This is a genomic window from Sphingopyxis sp. BE235 (assembly GCF_031457175.1).
Lineage (GTDB): Bacteria > Pseudomonadota > Alphaproteobacteria > Sphingomonadales > Sphingomonadaceae > Sphingopyxis.
In genome coordinates this window covers 420,156-436,782 of sequence record NZ_JAVDWC010000001.1, presented here as the reverse complement: position 1 = coordinate 436,782, position 16,627 = coordinate 420,156, and the positions used below count along the sequence as shown (strand labels likewise).

The 16,627-nt window shown below is 65.8% G+C and carries 25 protein-coding genes and 1 pseudogene; 24 read left to right on the top strand and 2 right to left on the bottom strand.

Going from position 1 to position 16,627, the window contains the following annotated elements:
• Positions 1 to 10: 10 nt before the first annotated feature.
• From J2X38_RS02100 to J2X38_RS01990, 23 genes and pseudogenes are all read left to right on the top strand, one after another.
• The gene (locus tag J2X38_RS02100) at positions 11 to 970 is read left to right on the top strand and encodes an alpha/beta hydrolase (RefSeq protein WP_310250766.1); all 960 of its coding nucleotides are present in this window, start codon (positions 11 to 13) and stop codon (positions 968 to 970) included.
• Between the two features lie 33 nt (positions 971 to 1,003).
• A complete protein-coding gene (locus J2X38_RS02095) occupies positions 1,004 to 1,678 on the top strand; it encodes a glutathione S-transferase family protein (protein WP_310250763.1) in 675 nt (224 codons plus the stop codon).
• 33 nt (positions 1,679 to 1,711) lie between these two features.
• Positions 1,712 to 2,008, top strand: a pseudogene (locus tag J2X38_RS02090) (DUF1428 domain-containing protein); the annotation flags it as partial.
• Between the two features lie 42 nt (positions 2,009 to 2,050).
• Positions 2,051 to 2,437 carry a DUF1428 domain-containing protein gene (locus J2X38_RS02085; protein WP_405053440.1) on the top strand — a complete coding sequence of 129 codons (387 nt, stop codon included), beginning with the start codon at positions 2,051 to 2,053 and terminating at the stop codon, positions 2,435 to 2,437.
• A gap of 163 nt (positions 2,438 to 2,600) precedes the next feature.
• On the top strand, positions 2,601 to 3,239 hold the full coding sequence (locus J2X38_RS02080) for a glutathione S-transferase family protein (protein WP_310250761.1): 639 nt from the start codon (positions 2,601 to 2,603) through the stop codon (positions 3,237 to 3,239).
• Positions 3,236 to 3,787, top strand: coding sequence for a hypothetical protein (locus J2X38_RS02075; protein ID WP_310250759.1), 552 nt, complete (start codon positions 3,236 to 3,238; stop codon positions 3,785 to 3,787). Before J2X38_RS02080 ends, J2X38_RS02075 begins: the two co-directional genes overlap by 4 nt.
• Entirely contained in the window at positions 3,784 to 4,083 is a 300-nt protein-coding gene (locus J2X38_RS02070) for a DUF6958 family protein (RefSeq protein ID WP_310250756.1), read from the top strand. The genes J2X38_RS02075 and J2X38_RS02070 overlap by 4 nt, the downstream gene beginning before the upstream one ends.
• Before the next feature lie 23 nt (positions 4,084 to 4,106).
• A complete protein-coding gene (locus J2X38_RS02065) occupies positions 4,107 to 4,823 on the top strand; it encodes a DUF899 family protein (RefSeq protein WP_310250753.1) in 717 nt (238 codons plus the stop codon).
• Between the two features lie 24 nt (positions 4,824 to 4,847).
• Positions 4,848 to 5,636: a VOC family protein gene (locus J2X38_RS02060; RefSeq protein ID WP_310250751.1), complete on the top strand. Its 789-nt coding sequence runs from the start codon at positions 4,848 to 4,850 to the stop codon at positions 5,634 to 5,636.
• Positions 5,637 to 5,652: 16 nt separating this feature from the next.
• Entirely contained in the window at positions 5,653 to 6,063 is a 411-nt protein-coding gene (locus J2X38_RS02055; protein WP_037517040.1) for a glyoxalase/bleomycin resistance/extradiol dioxygenase family protein, read from the top strand.
• Positions 6,064 to 6,065: 2 nt separating this feature from the next.
• Positions 6,066 to 6,578, top strand: coding sequence for a VOC family protein (locus J2X38_RS02050; protein WP_058538714.1), 513 nt, complete (start codon positions 6,066 to 6,068; stop codon positions 6,576 to 6,578).
• Entirely contained in the window at positions 6,565 to 7,017 is a 453-nt protein-coding gene (locus tag J2X38_RS02045) for a hypothetical protein (protein ID WP_310250746.1), read from the top strand. Before J2X38_RS02050 ends, J2X38_RS02045 begins: the two co-directional genes overlap by 14 nt.
• Positions 7,017 to 7,670 carry a glutathione S-transferase family protein gene (locus J2X38_RS02040; RefSeq protein ID WP_310250743.1) on the top strand — a complete coding sequence of 218 codons (654 nt, stop codon included), beginning with the start codon at positions 7,017 to 7,019 and terminating at the stop codon, positions 7,668 to 7,670. Before J2X38_RS02045 ends, J2X38_RS02040 begins: the two co-directional genes overlap by 1 nt.
• A gap of 8 nt (positions 7,671 to 7,678) precedes the next feature.
• A complete protein-coding gene (locus tag J2X38_RS02035) occupies positions 7,679 to 8,068 on the top strand; it encodes a VOC family protein (RefSeq protein WP_137893883.1) in 390 nt (129 codons plus the stop codon).
• Between the two features lie 84 nt (positions 8,069 to 8,152).
• Positions 8,153 to 8,950, top strand: a complete 798-nt coding sequence (locus tag J2X38_RS02030; RefSeq protein WP_137893885.1) for an alpha/beta hydrolase — start codon at positions 8,153 to 8,155, stop codon at positions 8,948 to 8,950.
• A gap of 237 nt (positions 8,951 to 9,187) precedes the next feature.
• Positions 9,188 to 9,523, top strand: coding sequence for a PGPGW domain-containing protein (locus tag J2X38_RS02025; protein WP_058538709.1), 336 nt, complete (start codon positions 9,188 to 9,190; stop codon positions 9,521 to 9,523).
• Positions 9,524 to 9,624: 101 nt separating this feature from the next.
• The gene (rpmH, locus tag J2X38_RS02020) at positions 9,625 to 9,759 is read left to right on the top strand and encodes a 50S ribosomal protein L34 (protein WP_039570342.1); all 135 of its coding nucleotides are present in this window, start codon (positions 9,625 to 9,627) and stop codon (positions 9,757 to 9,759) included.
• A 29-nt stretch (positions 9,760 to 9,788) separates the two neighbouring features.
• A complete protein-coding gene (rnpA, locus tag J2X38_RS02015; RefSeq protein ID WP_310250736.1) occupies positions 9,789 to 10,133 on the top strand; it encodes a ribonuclease P protein component in 345 nt (114 codons plus the stop codon).
• On the top strand, positions 10,130 to 10,342 hold the full coding sequence (gene yidD / locus J2X38_RS02010) for a membrane protein insertion efficiency factor YidD (protein WP_093510225.1): 213 nt from the start codon (positions 10,130 to 10,132) through the stop codon (positions 10,340 to 10,342). The genes rnpA and yidD overlap by 4 nt, the downstream gene beginning before the upstream one ends.
• A 44-nt stretch (positions 10,343 to 10,386) precedes the next feature.
• Positions 10,387 to 12,132: a membrane protein insertase YidC gene (yidC, locus tag J2X38_RS02005; RefSeq protein ID WP_310250732.1), complete on the top strand. Its 1,746-nt coding sequence runs from the start codon at positions 10,387 to 10,389 to the stop codon at positions 12,130 to 12,132.
• Positions 12,129 to 12,791 carry a ribosome biogenesis GTP-binding protein YihA/YsxC gene (yihA, locus tag J2X38_RS02000; RefSeq protein ID WP_310250729.1) on the top strand — a complete coding sequence of 221 codons (663 nt, stop codon included), beginning with the start codon at positions 12,129 to 12,131 and terminating at the stop codon, positions 12,789 to 12,791. Before yidC ends, yihA begins: the two co-directional genes overlap by 4 nt.
• 182 nt (positions 12,792 to 12,973) lie before the next feature.
• A complete protein-coding gene (locus J2X38_RS01995; RefSeq protein WP_310250727.1) occupies positions 12,974 to 13,645 on the top strand; it encodes a glutathione S-transferase family protein in 672 nt (223 codons plus the stop codon).
• Positions 13,646 to 13,713: 68 nt separating this feature from the next.
• Positions 13,714 to 14,361, top strand: coding sequence for a hypothetical protein (locus tag J2X38_RS01990; protein WP_310250725.1), 648 nt, complete (start codon positions 13,714 to 13,716; stop codon positions 14,359 to 14,361).
• Here J2X38_RS01990 and J2X38_RS01985 read toward each other — a convergent pair.
• On the bottom strand, positions 14,358 to 14,825 hold the full coding sequence (locus J2X38_RS01985) for a cupin domain-containing protein (protein WP_137893895.1): 468 nt from the start codon (positions 14,823 to 14,825) through the stop codon (positions 14,358 to 14,360). The genes J2X38_RS01990 and J2X38_RS01985 overlap by 4 nt on opposite strands.
• Before the next feature lie 96 nt (positions 14,826 to 14,921).
• Between J2X38_RS01985 and dapE the strand changes: the two genes are divergently transcribed.
• On the top strand, positions 14,922 to 16,055 hold the full coding sequence (dapE, locus tag J2X38_RS01980) for a succinyl-diaminopimelate desuccinylase (protein WP_310250722.1): 1,134 nt from the start codon (positions 14,922 to 14,924) through the stop codon (positions 16,053 to 16,055).
• On the opposite strand, the gene J2X38_RS01975 is transcribed toward dapE, so the two are convergent.
• Entirely contained in the window at positions 16,052 to 16,627 is a 576-nt protein-coding gene (locus tag J2X38_RS01975) for a Smr/MutS family protein (protein WP_058538700.1), read from the bottom strand. The genes dapE and J2X38_RS01975 overlap by 4 nt on opposite strands.

Sequence of the window (16,627 nt, the reverse complement as noted above, 5' to 3'; positions counted from 1 at the left end):
GAATAGTCGAATGACAAACCACTCCTCCAGTTGGAGCTTCGTGCCCGTCTTCGCGCTGCTCGCCGCCGCGGCCCTGCCGCAGCCGGCGCAGGCCGCGCCGCCCGCCGCCGCCCCAGAAGCCGCCAAAGCCGCGGCACCGGTAGCGGTCAAGAATGGCGACGCCGACGTGAACGGTACGCGCATCCATTACCAACTGCACGGCGATCTCGCGTCGGGCAAGACCCCGCTTCTCGTGCTCCACGGCGCGTTCATGTTCTCCGACGCGATGAAGCCGCTGATCGATCCCCTGGCTGCGACGCGCCCGGTGATCGCGATCGATGCGCGCGGCCATGGCCGGTCGGGCGGGGTCGACGGCAAGCTCAGCTATGACCTGATGGCCGACGACGCCGCCGCGGTGCTCGCCAAGCTCGGGGTGAAACAGGCCGACGTGCTCGGCTATTCGATGGGCGCATCGACCGCGATCGCGCTGGCGGTCCGCCACCCCGGACGGGTTGGCAAACAGGTCATCCTGTCGGGAACCTCGCGGCTCGACGGCTGGTATCCCGAAGTGCTCGCCGGTATCGCGCAGATCACCCCCGAGACCTTCGCCGGCAGCCCGATCGAAACGGGTTACAAGAGCCTGTCGCCGACGCCCGACAAATTTCCGAAACTGGTCGAGAATATCAAGACGCTCGACGCCACGCCCTTCGCCTATTCCGACGAACAGCTTCGCGCGATCCCCGGCAAGACGATGGTGATCATCGGCGACGCCGACGGCGTCACGCTCGATCATGCGATCGCGCTGTTCAAGCTGCGCGGCGGCGGCGACATCGCGGCAGCGACCCAGGGTTTCATGACCGAAGCGCCGAAGGCGCGGCTCGCGATCCTGCCCGCGACCTCGCACGTCGGGATCATGAGCGAGGCGCCCGCGATCGTCGCGACGGTCGTGCCCTTCCTCGACGACGCCAAGCCGCCGATGCCGACCTTCTGACCCCAACGACAAGACAAAAAGAGAGGAACGATCATGTCCGTCAACCCGAACGCCAAGCTCGAGATCACCGCCTTCGACTGGGTGCCCGATTTCGCCCGCGGCTATGTCCGCGACCTCCGCCCGCGCTGGGCGTGCGAGGAAATCGGGCTCGATTATGCCGAGCATCTGATCAGCGCGATCAACCGCCCCGCCGACCATTTCCTGTTCCAGCCATGGGGGCAGGTGCCGGTGCTCAACGACGGCGGCATCCGCCTGTTCGAAAGCGGCGCGATCCTGCTCCACCTCGCCGAGAAGGACGAACGGCTGATGCCCCGCGACAGCCAAGCGCGCGCCAACACGCTCGCCTGGCTGTTCGCCGCCTATAACAGCGTCGAGCCGATGCTGTTCGAACTCGGCAATGTCGACATTTTCGCGGCCGACGAGGAATGGGCGAAGCTGCGCCGGCCGAGCCTGATCGAATTCATCCAGGGCCGGCTCGGCCGCCTGAACGACGCGATCGGCGACAAACAATATGTCGCGGGCGACTTCACCGTCGCCGACATCGCGATGGCGACCGTGCTGCGCGAAGGTGTCGAGGCCGGACTGATCGCCGAACAACCGCGGCTGCAGGCCTATCTCGACCGCTGCCTCGCCCGGCCAGCATTCCAGCGTGCGATGGACGCACAGCTCGAAGCCTTCAGCGAAGAAGCGGGCCCACCCGCTGCCTGAAGTTCCACTCCCACCCCCCTAAGGAGAGACAAGATGACCTATGTAGAAGGATTTGTGGTCGCGGTGCCGACCGCCAACAAGGAAGCCTATCGCAAGCACGCCGCCGATGCGGCGCCGCTGTTCAAGGAATTCGGCGTCGCGCGCATGGTCGAATGCTGGGGCGACGATGTCCCCGACGGCAAGGTCAACGACTTCAAGGGCGCCGTGCAGGCGAAGCCCGACGAGACGGTCGTTTTCAGCTGGTTCGAATATCCCGACAAGGCGACGCGCGATGCCGCGAACCAAAAGATGATGAGCGACCCGCGCATGGCGCAAATGGGCGGCGAGATGCCGTTCGACGGCAAGCGCATGATCATCGGCGGATTCGACTCGATCGTCGATGACGCCAAGGGAGGCGACGGCAAGACCGGATATGCCGACGGCTATATCGTGCCCGTCCCCGACGCCAACAAGGAAGCCTATCGCGAGCTGGCGCAGAAGATGTCGGGCGTCTTCATCGATTACGGCGCGACGCGCGTCGTCGAGGCGTGGGCGGACGATGTCCCCGACGGCAAGGTCACCGACTATGCAAGGGCGGCGCACAAGAAGGACGGCGAAAGCGTCGTCTACAGCTGGGTCGAATGGCCGAGCAAGGAAGCGCGCACCCAGGGCTGGGAAAAGATGATGGCCGACGAGCGTATGAAGGCCAGTTCCGAGAACACGCCGTTCGACGGCGCGCGCATGATCTATGGCGGTTTCGCACCGATCGTCGAGGCGTGATCGCAGCTGCTCCTCCCTGTGGCGAAGCCATGGGGAGGGGGACCGCCGCGAAGCGGTGGTGGAGGGGCCGCGACGCTGCGCCATTGGCCCCTCCGTCAGCGCTGCGCGCTGCCACCTCCCCACCGCTGCGCGACAGGGAGGATCGAGAAGAGGATCCCGAACGATGATAAAACTTTACGGAACGCCCCCCACCCGCGCGCTGCGTGCGATGTGGCTTTTGAACGAACTCGATCTCGCGCACGAGATCATCTCGATCGACCTCGGCGCCGGCGAGCAGCTGACGCCCGAGTTTCTGGCGCTCAATCCGGCCGCGAAGCTGCCGGTGTTGGTCGACGGCGACCTGGTGGTAAGCGAATCGGCGGCCATCCAGCTCTATCTGGCGGATAAATATGGCGGCCGCTTTCCCGGCGGCGGGCTGATCCCCGGCACGCCCGAAGATCGCGGCCAAATGTATCGCTGGCTGTTTTTCCTGATGACCGAAATCGAAGCGCCGCTGTGGCGGATCGCATTGCACAGCTTCCTCTATGCGCCCGACGAGCAATCGGCCGCGGAAATTGCGCTGGCGAGGCGCGATTGCAAACGGATGATCGCGATATTCGAACAACATATGCAGGGGCGCGACTTTGTCGTCGGCGCGCAGGTGACGGTGGCCGATTTCAATGCCGCCTACACGCTCGATTGGGCCAAGCTGGAAGACATGCTGGACGATGCCCCCGCGCTCAGCGCCTATCTGAACTCGATGTACGCGCGGCCCAAGGCACCGGTGACGATCGCCAAGGCGATGGCGGAGCTGGACGCATGACCCGCGGCGAGCCCGGCATGACGCGCACCGCCTCGTGCCCGTGCGGCGCGGTGCGGCTGGAGCTCAGCGGCGAGCCGATCGTCGCGGCGACCTGCTATTGCCATAGCTGCCAGGAGGCGGGCCGGAGCTTCGCCGCGCTTCCGGGTGCGCCGGAAGTCGTCGGCGCCGACGGCGGGACGCCCTATGTGCTGATGCGCAAGGACCGGCTGCAATGGCTGTCGGGATCGGACCAGCTGGACGAGCATCGGCTGAAGCCCGATTCGCCGACGCGGCGGTTCGTCGCGCGCTGCTGCAACGCGCCGATCGCGCTCGAATTCACCAAGGGGCATTGGCTGAGCGTTTATTCGGGACGCATAGCCGAGGCCGAGCGCCCGGCCGCCGAGATGCGGACGATCGTCGGCGACCGGCCCGACGGGGTCGAGCTGCCGGGCGACATCCCCAATTACCGGACCCCGACGGGCAAGTTCATGTGGCGGCTGCTGAAGGCGTGGGCCGCGATGGGTTTCCGCGCCCCGCCGATCGAAGCGACGAAAGGATATGCAGGATGAGCAAAACCATCGAACGCACCGAGATGCGCAGCATAACCAGCCCGGGTTTCGCGATGCAGGTCGACAAGGCCAAATATGACGCAATGAAGGACGCGCTGCTCGCGGCGGTGCCGAAGGGTAAACCCGGGCTGACAGTCGCGGAGGTCAAGGCCGGCGTGCTGCCCTTGCTGCCCGAGGCGCTGTTCCCCGGCGGCGCCAAGGCGGGCTGGTGGCTGAAGGGCGTTCAGCTCGATCTTGAGGCGCGTGGGCTGATCGCGCGCGAAAATGTGAAGCCGCTGCGGCTGCACCGGCTATAAGCGAACCCAGAAGGAAGCAGGCCATGGAACATCTGTCCTTCCCGAACGAGAGCAAAGCTTATCGCACCGCGCGCGCCGAGCTGCTCGCCGACGAAATCGCGCTGCGCCGCCAGATCGAGGCGGTCGCCGCCAAGCGGCGCGCGCTGCCGCCGGGCGGCGCGGTGCCCGAGGATTATAGCTTCGAACGTATCGGCGAATATGAGCGCCCCGAGCGGGTGAAGCTGTCCGGGCTGTTCGAGGGCAAGCCGAGCATCATCCTGCAAAGCTTCATGTTCGGGCCCGAGCGCGACAAGCCGTGCAACGGGTGCACGCATATGCTCGACGCGATCGACGGCAGCGCGCGTCATGTCGGGCAGCGCGCGCCGCTCTACATCGTCGCCAAGTCGCCGATCGCGCGGCTCGAAGCCTGGGCGAAGGAGCGGCGCTGGCCGCACCTCATCTTTCTGTCCGACGTCGATGGACGCTATTCGGCCGATTATTTCGGCGACACGTCGAAGCTGACCGACGCCAAGCGCGCCGAGCATGGGATGAAGCCCGGCGAGAATTGGGACGAGACGATCTTCAACGTGTTCCGCAAGGACGGGACCAGGATCCGCCACGTCTGGGCGAGCGAGATGGCCTATGCGCCCGAGGATCCCGGCCAGCACCACCGCGCGGGCGACCTTGTCGATCCGCTCTGGGGCCTGCTCGACATGACGCCCGAGGGACGCGGCGACTGGTTTCCCAGCCTGACCTATTGAGACCAAGGAAAGAGGAGAGAGACGATGGCATCCAATTTCATCTGGTACGAGCTGATGACCCCCGATCCCGCGGGCGCGGCGTCCTTTTACGGCGCCGTCGTCGGCTGGACCATCGCGGCGCAGAACGACGCCGCGGCCGGCGGCGTCGATTACCGCATGATCACGCGCAGCGACGGCGGCACCGCGGGCGGGGTGCTCGCGCTGGGCGCCGATATGCTCGCGGGCGGCGCACGCCCCGGCTGGCTCGGCTATCTCGAGGTCGCCGATGTCGATGCCGCTATCGATGCGATCAAGGCCGATGGCGGCGCGGTACATATGCCCGCGACCGACCTCCCCGTCGGGCGCATCGCGATGGTCAGCGACCCGCAGGGCGCGCATTTCTATATCATGGACCCGATCCCGCCCGAGGATGCCGTACCGGGGGAAGGCGGCGTGTTTTCGGTCACCGAAGCGCAGCACGTCCGCTGGAACGAACTCGCGACCAGCGACCCCGACGCCGCGATCGCCTTTTACAAAAAGCATTTCGGCTGGGGGCAGGAGGGCGAGATGGATATGGGGCCGCTCGGCGCCTACCGCTTCGTCCAGCGCGGCGACGTGATGATCGGCGCGGTGATGCCCTTGATGGAGGGCTATCCGGTGCCCGTGTGGAATTTCTACATCGGCGTCGACGACATCGACCGCGCGCACGCCGCGGTGACCGCGAACGGCGGCACGATCACCAGCGAACCGATGGAAATCCCCGGCGGCGAATATGCGATGAACGCGATCGACCCGCAGGGCGCGCCCGTCGGCTTCGTCGGTCCGCGCAAATAAGCAAAGGAGAGAGAGGATGGAAAACCAGGGCCCGACGACGGGACTCACCCCGCATATCGCCATCGCCGACAAGCGCGCGAGCGAGGCGATCGATTTTTACATCAAGGCGTTCGGCGCGACCGAGAATATGCGCATGCCCGCCGACGATGGCGTGCGGCTGATGCACGCGCATCTGACGATCAACGGCGCGTCGCTGATGATGCACGACGAATTTCCCGAATATGTCAGCGAACCCTCGGGCAAGCCCGATGGCGTGACCTTGCACCTGCACGTCGACGACGCCGACGCCTGGTTCGACCGCGCGGTCGCCGCCGGCGCGACGGTGGTGATGCCGCTCGACAATATGTTCTGGGGGGACCGTTACGGCCAAATCAAGGATCCGTTCGGCCATCAATGGTCGATCGGCGCGCCGATCAAAGGAGAGTGAAAATGACGAACCAACCGACAAGCCAGCCCGTGACCCTCTGCCTCTGGTACGACAAGGACGCCGAGGAAGCCGCGAACTTCTATGCCGCGACCTTCCCCGACAGCAAGGTCGGGTCGGTCCACAAGGCGCCGGGCGACAATCCGAGCGGCAAGGAGGGCGACGTGCTGACGGTCGACTTTACCGTTCTCGGCATATCGTGCGTCGGGCTCAACGGCGGCCCCGCCTTCAAGCATAGCGAGGCCTTTTCCTTTCAGGTCCACACCGACACGCAGGAGGAAACCGACCGGCTGTGGAACGCGATCGTCGGCAATGGCGGACAGGAAAGCATGTGCGGCTGGTGCAAGGACAAATGGGGCCTGAGCTGGCAGATCACTCCGCGCGCGCTGACCGACGCGGCGATGGGGGGCGACCCCGCGGCCGCCAAACGCGCGTTCGAGGCGATGATGACGATGAAGAAGATCGATATCGCGAAGATCGAGGCCGCGGTGCGGGGCGAAGCCGTTGACGCGGCGTAGTCCGGCGCTCTTCGCCTGGCTGCTCTGCGGCACGCTCGACATCGTCTATGCGGCGGTGTCGAGCGTCGTGCAGGGGGGCACCGTCTCCTCGATGCTCCACGCCGTCGCGAGCGGGCCGTTCGGCGACGCCGCGCGCGGCTGGGGCATCGGGGGCGATATCGCGGGGCTCGCGACGCATTATGCGATCATGGGCGCGATGGTCGCTACGTGGTTCTTTGTCGCGCGGCGCTGGACCGCGCTGACCGTATGGCCATGGTGGCTCACCGGCACGCTCTACGGGCTGTTGCTCTATGTCATCATGAACGGGATCGTGCTGCCGCTGCGCTTCGGAGTGCCCTTCCCGCCGACCGACCTCGTCAAAGGCGCGGTCGCGCTCTTTCCGCATATTTTCTTCGTCGGCTGGCCGCTCGCCTGGCTGACGCGCAAGGATGGTAATTGATGCTGATCACTTATGGCCACCCCTTCTCCTCCTACACCTGGAAAGTGCTGATCGCGCTGTACGAGAAGGGGATCGAATTCGACTATCGCTCGGTCGACCCGGCGTTCCCGGACCATATGCCCGAGCTGAAAGCGCACTGGCCGGTCGGGCAGTTTCCGCTGCTCGTTCACGACGGCATTCCCTATTTTGAATCGTCGATCATCATCGAATATCTCGACCGGCTGGTGCCCGAACCGCGCCTGATCCCGGCGGATTTCGATGCGGCGCTGAAAGTCCGGCTGTTCGACCGCGTCTTCGACAATCATGTCATGGGCCGGATGCAGGCGGTCGTCGCAGACGCGATCCGCGGGCCCGAAAATCACGTCCCGATGATCGTCGAGCAGTCGAAGGCCGCGCTCGATACCATCTATGGCTGGCTCGACAAGGAGCTGGCGGGCGGCGGCTGGGCGACGCCCCATGGCTTCACCATGGCCGATTGTGCTGCGGCGCCTTCGCTCTTCTACGCCGACTGGGTTCATCGAATCCCGGACACATACGAGAATCTGCGCGCCTATCGCGCGCGGCTGCTCGCGCATCCGACAATCTCGCGCTGCGTCGAGGACGCGCGGCCCTATCGTCCCTATTTCCCGCTCGGCGCACCTGATCGCGATTGAGGAAGCCAATGGCGGTCGAGCTCAATCACACGATCATCTGGTGCCGCGACACGCGCGCGTCCTCGGCCTTCCTGGCGGGGATGTTCGCGCTCGACCCGCCCGAACCCTTCCTCCATTTCATGGTGGTCCGGCTCGCGAATCATGTGTCGGTCGATTTCATGCAAAAGGACGGACCGGTCGCGCCGCAGCATTATGCCTTTCTGGTCAGCGAAGCCGAGTTCGACGGCGTAATCGACCGGCTCGCGGCGCGCGGACTCGACTATTGGGCCGACCCCGCGCGAACCCGGCCGGGCGAGATCAATCGCCATTTCGGCGGGCGCGGCGTCTATTTCGCCGATCCCGACGGCCATTTGCTCGAAGCGATCACGACACCCTATGGCACCGAAAGCGAGCTGTAGCGCGATTGTCCCGGATCGCGGTTAACGGCGCGCTGACACTGCCTGTTCGCCATTTGATAGGCGCGCACGCGCGAAGGCGGACCTATGGTTTCGCCGTCGGCCTTCCTTCGCACGCTCATCGTCGCCGCTTTGGCGGCGGTGCTCGCGTTCGCGCCGGCGCAGGCGCAGCAGGTCGTGACGATCACCACCACGACGGTGACGTGGACTTATGACGATGCCGGCGTCGAAGACGGCGTCGCCGACAGCGATGAGGATGTCATCGACGAAGGCGCCGCGCTGCTGGATGACGAGGCGCTCGCCGAGGATGCCGATTTCGCGGCGACGCGCCGCTACGCCCCCGCCGCCACGCTCGCGACACTCGGCCATGCCAAGGCGCGTTTCGGTCCCTTTTCGGTGATCGACGGCGCGACCGTCCGGATGGCGGGCGACGTCACCTCGGCCACCCCGCGCCAGTTCGCGGCGATGCTCGCGGCCTATCCCGGTCTCAAGCGGCTTGAGATGCTCGACTGCCCCGGTAGCCTCGACGAGGAAGCGAATTTGATCCTCGCGCGCGCAATCCGCCGCGCGGGGCTCGAAACCGTGGTTCCGGCGGGCGGCTCGATCCGCTCGGGCGCGGTCGAACTGTGGCTCGCCGGGGTCACCCGCCGCGCCGCGCCCGACGCCGAATTCGGCGTCCACAGCTGGGCCGACGAATATGGGCGCGAGGCGAACGACTATCCGGCGAACGACCCGGTCCACGCCGAATATCTCGGCTATTACCGCGAAATGGGGCTGAACGATGCGAAGGCGCGCGAATTTTACGCGCTGACCAACAGCACCCCGTTCGACGACGTTCGCTATCTGACGCGCGACGATATGGCGCGGTTTGTCACGCTGAATTGAATGTCGTCGCGACTGCGTTCGTGAAGGCAGCCATGACCGAACCCCGTCATTCCCGCGAAGGCGGGAATCCCGCTTTTTCTCTCACCGTCGCCAAGCGGGATCCCCGCCTTCGCGGGGATGACGAAAAAGAGAGCAACGTCCGCTCACCACCCCAAAACCGCCGCGTGCGATCATAAACCCGCGCGCGCCAAGCTGCTTTAGCCTTGCAACACGCCGCAGCCTCCCCACATCGCCCCCATGGCGAAACGCAGCCTTTACCAGCGATTGCGATCGAACCCGCGGGTGCGGACGGCGCTGTTCGTGCTTGGCGTCCTGCTGATGATCGCCGCGCCCTTGCTCGGTCCGCTGCCGGGGCCGGGCTTTGTCATCCTGTTTCCCGCGGGACTGATGCTGGCTTTGCAGAACAGCGAGTGGGCGAAGCGCGTCTATGTCCGCTTCAAGCGGCGTCACCCGCGCTATGCCGGCTGGACCGACCGGTTGATGCGGCGTACCAGCGCGGCGCGGCGGCGCGAACGCGAAGCGCTGGCGGCAGCCGATGGCGAAACGACCGAAAACCGCGCCAATGGCGATTGACTTTGCGCCGACTCTCGCTTATCCGCGCCTCCATCAGTGGCCGCCCACGTTTGGCGGCCCTTTTCTGTTAAAGCCTTTGACGAGAATTAGGGACAACCGCGATGAAGCGTACCTTTCAACCGAGCAACCTCGTACGCGCCCGTCGCCACGGTTTCCGCGCCCGCAAGGCGACTGTCGGCGGCCGCAAGATTCTTGCCAACCGCCGCGCCCAGGGCCGCAAGAAGCTGTCGGCCTGATCGCTGACGCTTCTGCGCCAGTCACACTGGTGCGAACGCTTTCAAAACGCAGCGAATTCCTGGCCGCCAACCGCGGCCTTCGCTTTCCTATGCCCGGCTTTGTCCTGCTCGTCCGCCAGCGCGGCGACGGCGACGATTCGCTGGGCATCGGCTATACCGTCAGCAAGAAAGTCGGCAACGCCGTCACGCGCAACCGGATGAAGCGCCGGCTGCGCGAACTGTGCCGCGCCGCCCTGCCCGAATCGGGCATCGCCGGCGCCGACCATGTCCTGATCGGCCGGCCGGGCGGCAACGACATCGTCTTTGCCGAACTTGGCGAGCATCTCGATTCGGCGCTGAAGCGCGCGGCGAAGAAGCTCGTAAAACCGGCATGATCGCGAAACTGCTGATCCTGATCGCGCGCGGGTGGCAAATCGGCCCCTCGCGCATCCTTCCGCCCACCTGCCGTTATTCGCCGTCGTGCAGCGCCTATGCCATCACCGCGCTCCAGCGCCATGGTGCGATCAAGGGTGGCTGGCTGGCGACAAAGCGGCTATTGCGCTGCCATCCTTGGGGGGGCCACGGCTACGACCCCGTTCCTTGAACGGCATTCCCCGACTTTTTTGATACGAAGAGAGACCGAAGAGCGTGGACGACAAGCGTAACATGATCGCGGCAATTTTGTTGTCGGTGGCCATCCTGATCGGCTGGAATTTCGTCTCCGAGAAATTCTTCCCCACCCCCGACAAGCCCGATGTGACCACGACGGTCGCCGGGCCGGGCGGCACCGCACCCGCCGCAGCGCCGGGCCAGCCCGCTGCGCTGCCCGCGCCCGGCGTGCCGGCGACGGCGGCACCGCAAGCGATCCGCCCGATCGAGGCCGTGCTCGCCGACGGCAACCGCATCCCGATCGAAACCCCGGCGATCAAGGGCTCGATCAACCTCGTCGGCGCGCGCGTCGACGACATCACGCTCAGCAAATATCGCCAGACGATCAAGAAGGATTCGCCGCCGGTCCGCCTCTTTGCCCCCGCGGGCACCAAGGCCGCCTATTTCGCGAGCATCGGCTGGTCGGCGCAGGGTGTCGTCGTTCCGGGTCCGACCACGGTCTGGACTGCGAACGGGACCAAACTGACCCCGACGACGCCGGTCACGCTGAGCTGGGCCAACGGCGCCGGTCAGACCTTCCGCATCGAATATAGCATCGACAGCGATTATCTGATCACCGCGAAGCAGACGATCGCCAACACCGGCGCGACGCCGGTCGCGGTGCGCAGCGGCACCTATATCGACCGCACCGGCAAGCCGACCGACCCGCACGAGCAGGACAGCTGGACGATCCACGTTGGCCCGACCGGCTATCTCGACGGCAAGTCGAACTTCACCAATTATGACGAACTCGAGGAGGCGGCGAACAACACCGTTTCCTACACCTCGGCGGGCTGGCTCGGTTTCACCGACAAATATTGGCTCGCCGCGGTGGTTCCGGCGAAGGGCGAAAAGGTCTCGGCCGCGTTCAATTCGCTGCCGGGCGGTGCCTATCGCGCCGCCTTTGCCCGCGACCTTGTCGAGGTTGCGCCGGGCAAGCAGATCACGACCACCAGCCGCGTCTTTGCCGGCGCCAAGGAAGTGAGCACGCTCTCGCACTATCAGGACGATCAGGGCATCACGCGCCTGTCGAACGCGATCGACTGGGGCTGGTTCGAATTTTTCGAGGTGCCGATCTTCAAGCTGCTCGACTGGCTGTTCAAGCAGGTCGGCAATTTCGGCGTCGCGATCATGGCGCTGACCCTGATCATCCGCGCGCTGATGTTCCCGATCGCGCAGCGCCAGTTCGGATCGATGGCGCAGATGCGCCTCGTCCAGCCGAAGATGAAGGCGCTGCAGGAGCGCCATAAGGACGACAAGCCCAAGATGCAGCAGGAGCTGATGAAGCTCTATAAGGACGAGAAGATCAATCCGCTCGCCGGCTGCCTGCCGATCCTGATCCAGATCCCGATCTTCTATGCGCTGTACAAGGTGCTGATGCTGACGATCGAAATGCGGCACCAGCCGTTCATCCTGTGGATCAAGGATCTGTCGGCGCCCGATCCGCTGCACATTCTCAATCTGTTCGGGCTGCTGCCCTTCACCCCGCCGTCGATCCTCAGCATCGGCATTCTCGCGGTGATCCTGGGCATCACGATGTTCCTGCAGTTCCGTCTGAACCCGCAGGCGACCGACCCCGTGCAGCAACAGGTGTTCAAGATCATGCCGTGGCTGTTCATGTTCATCATGGCGCCGTTCGCGGCGGGTCTGCTGCTCTACTGGATCACCAACAATATCCTGTCGATCGCGCAGCAGCAGTGGATGTATCGCAAGTTCCCGCAGCTGAAGGCGGCACCGACGACGTGAGCGAAGTCGAACTTGAACCCGGGGCCGACCCCGAACGGGCGGAGCGCGCGCGCAAGCTGTTTTCGGGACCGATTGCGTTCCTGAAATCGGCGCCCGCGCTCCAGCATCTGCCGCCGCCGAGCGTGCCCGAGATCGCGTTCGCGGGGCGCTCGAACGTCGGCAAATCGTCGCTGCTCAACGCGCTGACGAACCGCAACGGGCTCGCGCGTACCTCGGTGACGCCGGGGCGGACGCAGGAACTCAACTATTTCGACGTCGGCGAAGATCCGCTCATCTTCCGGCTCGTCGACATGCCCGGTTACGGCTTCGCCAAGGCGCCGAAGGATGTCGTCAAGAAATGGCGTTTCCTGATTAACGATTACCTCCGCGGCCGCGCGGTGCTGAAACGCACGCTCGTGCTGATCGACAGCCGCCACGGGATCAAGGACGTCGACCGCGACGTGCTCGAAATGCTCGACACCGCGGCGGTCAGCTATCGCATCGTGCTCACCAAGGCCGACAAGATCAAGGCGACCGAACTCGAAGCGGTGCAGGCCGCGACCGAGGCCGAAGCCCGCAAGCATCCCGCCGCGCATCCGCAGGTGATCGCGACGAGCAGCGAAAAGGGCATGGGCATCGCCGAGCTGCGTACCGCGGTGCTGGAGGCGGTCGAGTCATAATTTCTCCTCTCCCCTTGCGGGAGAGGATGGTGCAGGTTGCGGACTTGTCCGCTACCGGAACCTGGAGGGGGGGGCGTGCGCACGCAACCGTTGACACCCCCTCTCCCAGCTACGACTAGGCAGCAAGCTGCCAAGTCTGCGCAACCCTCTCCCGCAAGGGGAGAGGGATTAAAGGAGACACCATGAAACTCTTCCTCGGCAACAAGGCATACTCCAGCTGGAGCCTGCGCGGCTGGCTCGCGGTCAAGCATAGCGGCCTGCCGTTCGAGGAAGTCACCGTCCCGCTTTACGACGAGGACTGGTCGAACCGCCGCGAAGGCGACGAGTTCGCGCCGTCGGGCGGCAAGGTGCCGATCCTGTGGGACGGCGACGATATCGTCGTGTGGGACAGCCTCGCGATCATCGACTATCTCAACGAAAAGACCGGCGGCACCAAAGGTTTCTGGCCCGACGACATGGCGGCGCGCGCGATGGCGCGCTCGATGGCGGCCGAAATGCATTCGAGCTTCGCCGCGCTCCGCCGCAACCACAGCATGAACATCCGGCGCATCTACCCCCCCGCCGAACTGCTCCCCGAAGTGCAGGCCGATGTCGTCCGCATCTTCCAGATCTGGGCCGAGGCCCGCGCGCGCTTCGGCGGCGACGGCGATTATCTTTTCGGCAAATGGTCGGCGGCCGACATCATGTTCGCGCCCGTCGTCACGCGCTTCGTCACTTACTCGATCCCGCTGCCGCGCTTTGCCGCCGCCTATGCGCAGGCGGTGATCAGCCATCCGTGCATGCAGGAATGGATCGGCGGCGCGCAGGCCGAGGACTGGATCATCGAGAAGTTCGAGGGTCCGGTCGAGGGCTGAGTCCAAGCTATCGCGGCGATGAACCGGCCGTTCAGGACATGACCATGTCGGCCTGCTATTCCGGGCCTATGCGATATCCTGTCACCGCGGCGCTGATCGCCCTTGCCCTGCTGCTCCCCGCCACCAGCCCGGCGGCGGCGCAGCGCGGGGCGGACTGGGAGATCGGCCCGATCATTCGCGGCAAGAATTATTCGCAAGGCATGCCGCTGCGTCCGCAGCCGACACGTACCGGGTGGCAATTCGACTTTCCCGTCGGCAGCGCCGCCGCCGGCCATGTCCATTATGTCACCTTCCGCCCCGGCCCGATCTCGCCGCAAGCCCGCATCGTCGTGCGCTACCGCGTCGATGCACAGGCCGGCACGCGCTTCGTGCCGCAGGAAAGCCCCGATGTTCCCGCCACCGTGTCGCTCTATTTCCAGCGGCGCGGCGACAATTGGAGCGCGAAGGGCCGCTACGAAGATTTTCGCTGGTACGCCCCCGCCGCCACGGTGCGCGAAATCGCGCCGGGCGAACATGAAATCAGCGTCGGGCTCGACGATCCGAACTGGATTTCCGTCCTGGGCCGAACCGCCGGATCGAAGCCGGGCTCGATCGAGGCCGCACTCGCCGACATCGACCGCATCGGGCTGGTCTTCGGATCGCCGGCGGCGCGCGGTCACGGCGTCTATGCGACCGCACCCGCCCGCTTCACACTGCTGAGTTACCGAATTCTCTAGGGAATCCGCGACGTCGGATAGGGTGTCCCGTCCTTGTGGAAATAGCCGTCTGGCGTGAAAAGCATGTCGATGTCCGAATAGCCGCCGCCGGTGTCGTATTTCTTGCCGCCGCCCAAGGCGACGAAGACGCAGTCGGCGCCCGATTCGTTGACGAGGTGATGGCCGTTGGTGCTGCCCTTCGGCCACACCGCGATGTCGCCGGGCCGCATCGGCCAGCGTCCGTCATCTTCGATCAGCACCGCCTCGCCCGAAATCATCACGAGCATCTCGTCCTCGCCGTCGTGCCAGTGACGCTGCGACGACCAGGCACCGGGTTTGAGCACGACATGGCTCGCGGCGAAGTCGCTGAGCCCCGTCGGCGGCGCGAGGCGGCGGTACCAGCGGCCCTGCACAGGCGCATCGTAAGGCGCGGGATAGCCCGTCGTGTTGGTTTGCGGGATCGTATCGAGATCGAGCTTGGGCATGGCAGTCCTCGTGGCTTTGTTCCCACTTTGTTTCGCACAAAGGCGGCGCGATGCAAAGCCTCGACTTGCGGCCGCGCGAGGGAGTAAGGGAGCGGCATGAGCATCACCGTCGATCCCGTAGAGCTTGCCAAGGCGCTGATCGCCGCGCCGAGCGTCACCCCCGCCATGGGCGCCGTGTTCGACACGCTGGAGGCGGCGCTGACCCCGCTCGGCTTCACCGTCGAGCGGTTCATCGACGGGATCGAACCCGACGGCCCCGTCGAAAACCTGCTCGCGGTGCGGACGGGCAAGGGGCCGAAGCATTTCGGCTTTGCGGGGCATCTCGATGTCGTGCCGCCGGGTATCGGCTGGACCGGCGATGCCTTTGCTCCCGAGGTGCGCGGCGATTTGCTCTACGGCCGCGGCGCGGTCGACATGAAGGGCTCGATCGCCGCCTTTGTCGCTGCGGCGGCCGCGACGCCGGTCGAGGCGGGCACGATCAGCCTGATCATCACCGGCGACGAGGAAGGCCCCGCGATCTTCGGCACGCGCGCGCTGATGGAGCATATGGACGCGCGCGGCGTCCGCCCCGACATGATCGTCGTCGGCGAGCCCACGTCGGTGAACCGGCTTGGCGACATGGTGAAGATCGGCCGGCGCGGCTCGGTCAATATCTGGATCGACGTGCCGGGAACGCAGGGCCATGTCGCCTACCCGCACCTCGCCGACAATCCGATCCCCAAGCTGGTCAAGATTTTGGCCGCGATCGATGCGGTCGTGCTCGACGCGGGCAACGACTGGTTCCAGCCGTCGAACATCGAATTCACCGACGTCGAGGTCGGAAATGGCGCGACCAATGTCATCCCCGCGTCGGCACGCGCCCGCCTGTCGATCCGTTTCAACGACCGGCATAAGGGCGCCGACCTCGTCGCGATGATCGAGCGTCTTGCGCACGACGTCGAGCCCAATGCCAAGGTGCTCGGCAAGATTTCGGGTGAAGCCTTCCTGACCCCGCCGGGCGACCTGTCCGAACTGGTCGCCGAGGCGATCCATGCCGAAACCGATGTGCGCCCCGAAATGTCGACCACCGGCGGCACCTCGGACGCACGCTTCCTCCACGCGCTCTGCCCGGTGGTCGAGTTCGGGCTGACCAATGCCACGATGCACAAGCTCGACGAAGCCGTCGCGGTCGAGGATCTGCACACGCTCACCGCCATCTATCGCGGCATATTGATGCGCGCTTTCGTCTAATCTTCGCGGGCGCGCCGCAGGATGACATAGACCGCGCCCGCGCCGCCGTGGCTGATATGCGCGGGGCGGAGCGCGACGATCTGGTCGGCGTAGGGCGAATAGGCCAGCCAGTCGGGCAGTGAAGCACGGATCGCGCCGCGCGGGCGCGGATCGCCGTGCATCTGCGGCAGGCGGTCGGCCCCCGGACGCAAACGTCCCGCCACCACCAGCAGCACGCGCGCGCCGCGCATCAGCCCGCGCCCGATCGCCTCGTCGAGCAAAGCCTGCGCCGAGGCGAGTGTATGGCCGTGGAGGTCGATGCTGAGATCGGGGCGGACGAGCCCCTTGCGCAAGCGGCGGTCCCAATGGCCGTCGAGCGTCGCCGCCTGGTGCGTACGGCGCGGCGGCGGCAGTTTCGTCGCGGGTCGCGGCGCGGCGGCGGGCACCGCGACGCCGCGCGGGGTGGGTTTCGGCGGCTTCACGGTCGGCGGCGCCACGGGCGCGGACGGCGCCTTCGCCTTGGCGAGCGGCTTTACCGTCGCCGCGACCTTTTTCCACAGCGCGCTTTCTTCGGGGGCGAGGCGCCGCGGCAC

Coding starts and splice junctions, on each gene's coding strand:
- J2X38_RS02050 (WP_058538714.1), top strand. CDS start 6,066: ATGACGAACCAACCGACAAGCCAGCCCGTGACCCTCTGCCTCTGGTAC.
- J2X38_RS02100 (WP_310250766.1), top strand. CDS start 11: ATGACAAACCACTCCTCCAGTTGGAGCTTCGTGCCCGTCTTCGCGCTG.
- J2X38_RS02035 (WP_137893883.1), top strand. CDS start 7,679: ATGGCGGTCGAGCTCAATCACACGATCATCTGGTGCCGCGACACGCGC.
- yidD (WP_093510225.1), top strand. CDS start 10,130: ATGATCGCGAAACTGCTGATCCTGATCGCGCGCGGGTGGCAAATCGGC.
- J2X38_RS02030 (WP_137893885.1), top strand. CDS start 8,153: ATGGTTTCGCCGTCGGCCTTCCTTCGCACGCTCATCGTCGCCGCTTTG.
- J2X38_RS02080 (WP_310250761.1), top strand. CDS start 2,601: ATGATAAAACTTTACGGAACGCCCCCCACCCGCGCGCTGCGTGCGATG.
- J2X38_RS02075 (WP_310250759.1), top strand. CDS start 3,236: ATGACCCGCGGCGAGCCCGGCATGACGCGCACCGCCTCGTGCCCGTGC.
- rpmH (WP_039570342.1), top strand. CDS start 9,625: ATGAAGCGTACCTTTCAACCGAGCAACCTCGTACGCGCCCGTCGCCAC.
- J2X38_RS02070 (WP_310250756.1), top strand. CDS start 3,784: ATGAGCAAAACCATCGAACGCACCGAGATGCGCAGCATAACCAGCCCG.
- J2X38_RS02095 (WP_310250763.1), top strand. CDS start 1,004: ATGTCCGTCAACCCGAACGCCAAGCTCGAGATCACCGCCTTCGACTGG.
- J2X38_RS02040 (WP_310250743.1), top strand. CDS start 7,017: ATGCTGATCACTTATGGCCACCCCTTCTCCTCCTACACCTGGAAAGTG.
- J2X38_RS02065 (WP_310250753.1), top strand. CDS start 4,107: ATGGAACATCTGTCCTTCCCGAACGAGAGCAAAGCTTATCGCACCGCG.
- J2X38_RS01995 (WP_310250727.1), top strand. CDS start 12,974: ATGAAACTCTTCCTCGGCAACAAGGCATACTCCAGCTGGAGCCTGCGC.
- J2X38_RS01990 (WP_310250725.1), top strand. CDS start 13,714: ATGCGATATCCTGTCACCGCGGCGCTGATCGCCCTTGCCCTGCTGCTC.
- J2X38_RS01985 (WP_137893895.1), bottom strand. CDS start 14,825: ATGCCCAAGCTCGATCTCGATACGATCCCGCAAACCAACACGACGGGC.
- J2X38_RS02025 (WP_058538709.1), top strand. CDS start 9,188: ATGGCGAAACGCAGCCTTTACCAGCGATTGCGATCGAACCCGCGGGTG.
- J2X38_RS02060 (WP_310250751.1), top strand. CDS start 4,848: ATGGCATCCAATTTCATCTGGTACGAGCTGATGACCCCCGATCCCGCG.
- dapE (WP_310250722.1), top strand. CDS start 14,922: ATGAGCATCACCGTCGATCCCGTAGAGCTTGCCAAGGCGCTGATCGCC.
- J2X38_RS02055 (WP_037517040.1), top strand. CDS start 5,653: ATGGAAAACCAGGGCCCGACGACGGGACTCACCCCGCATATCGCCATC.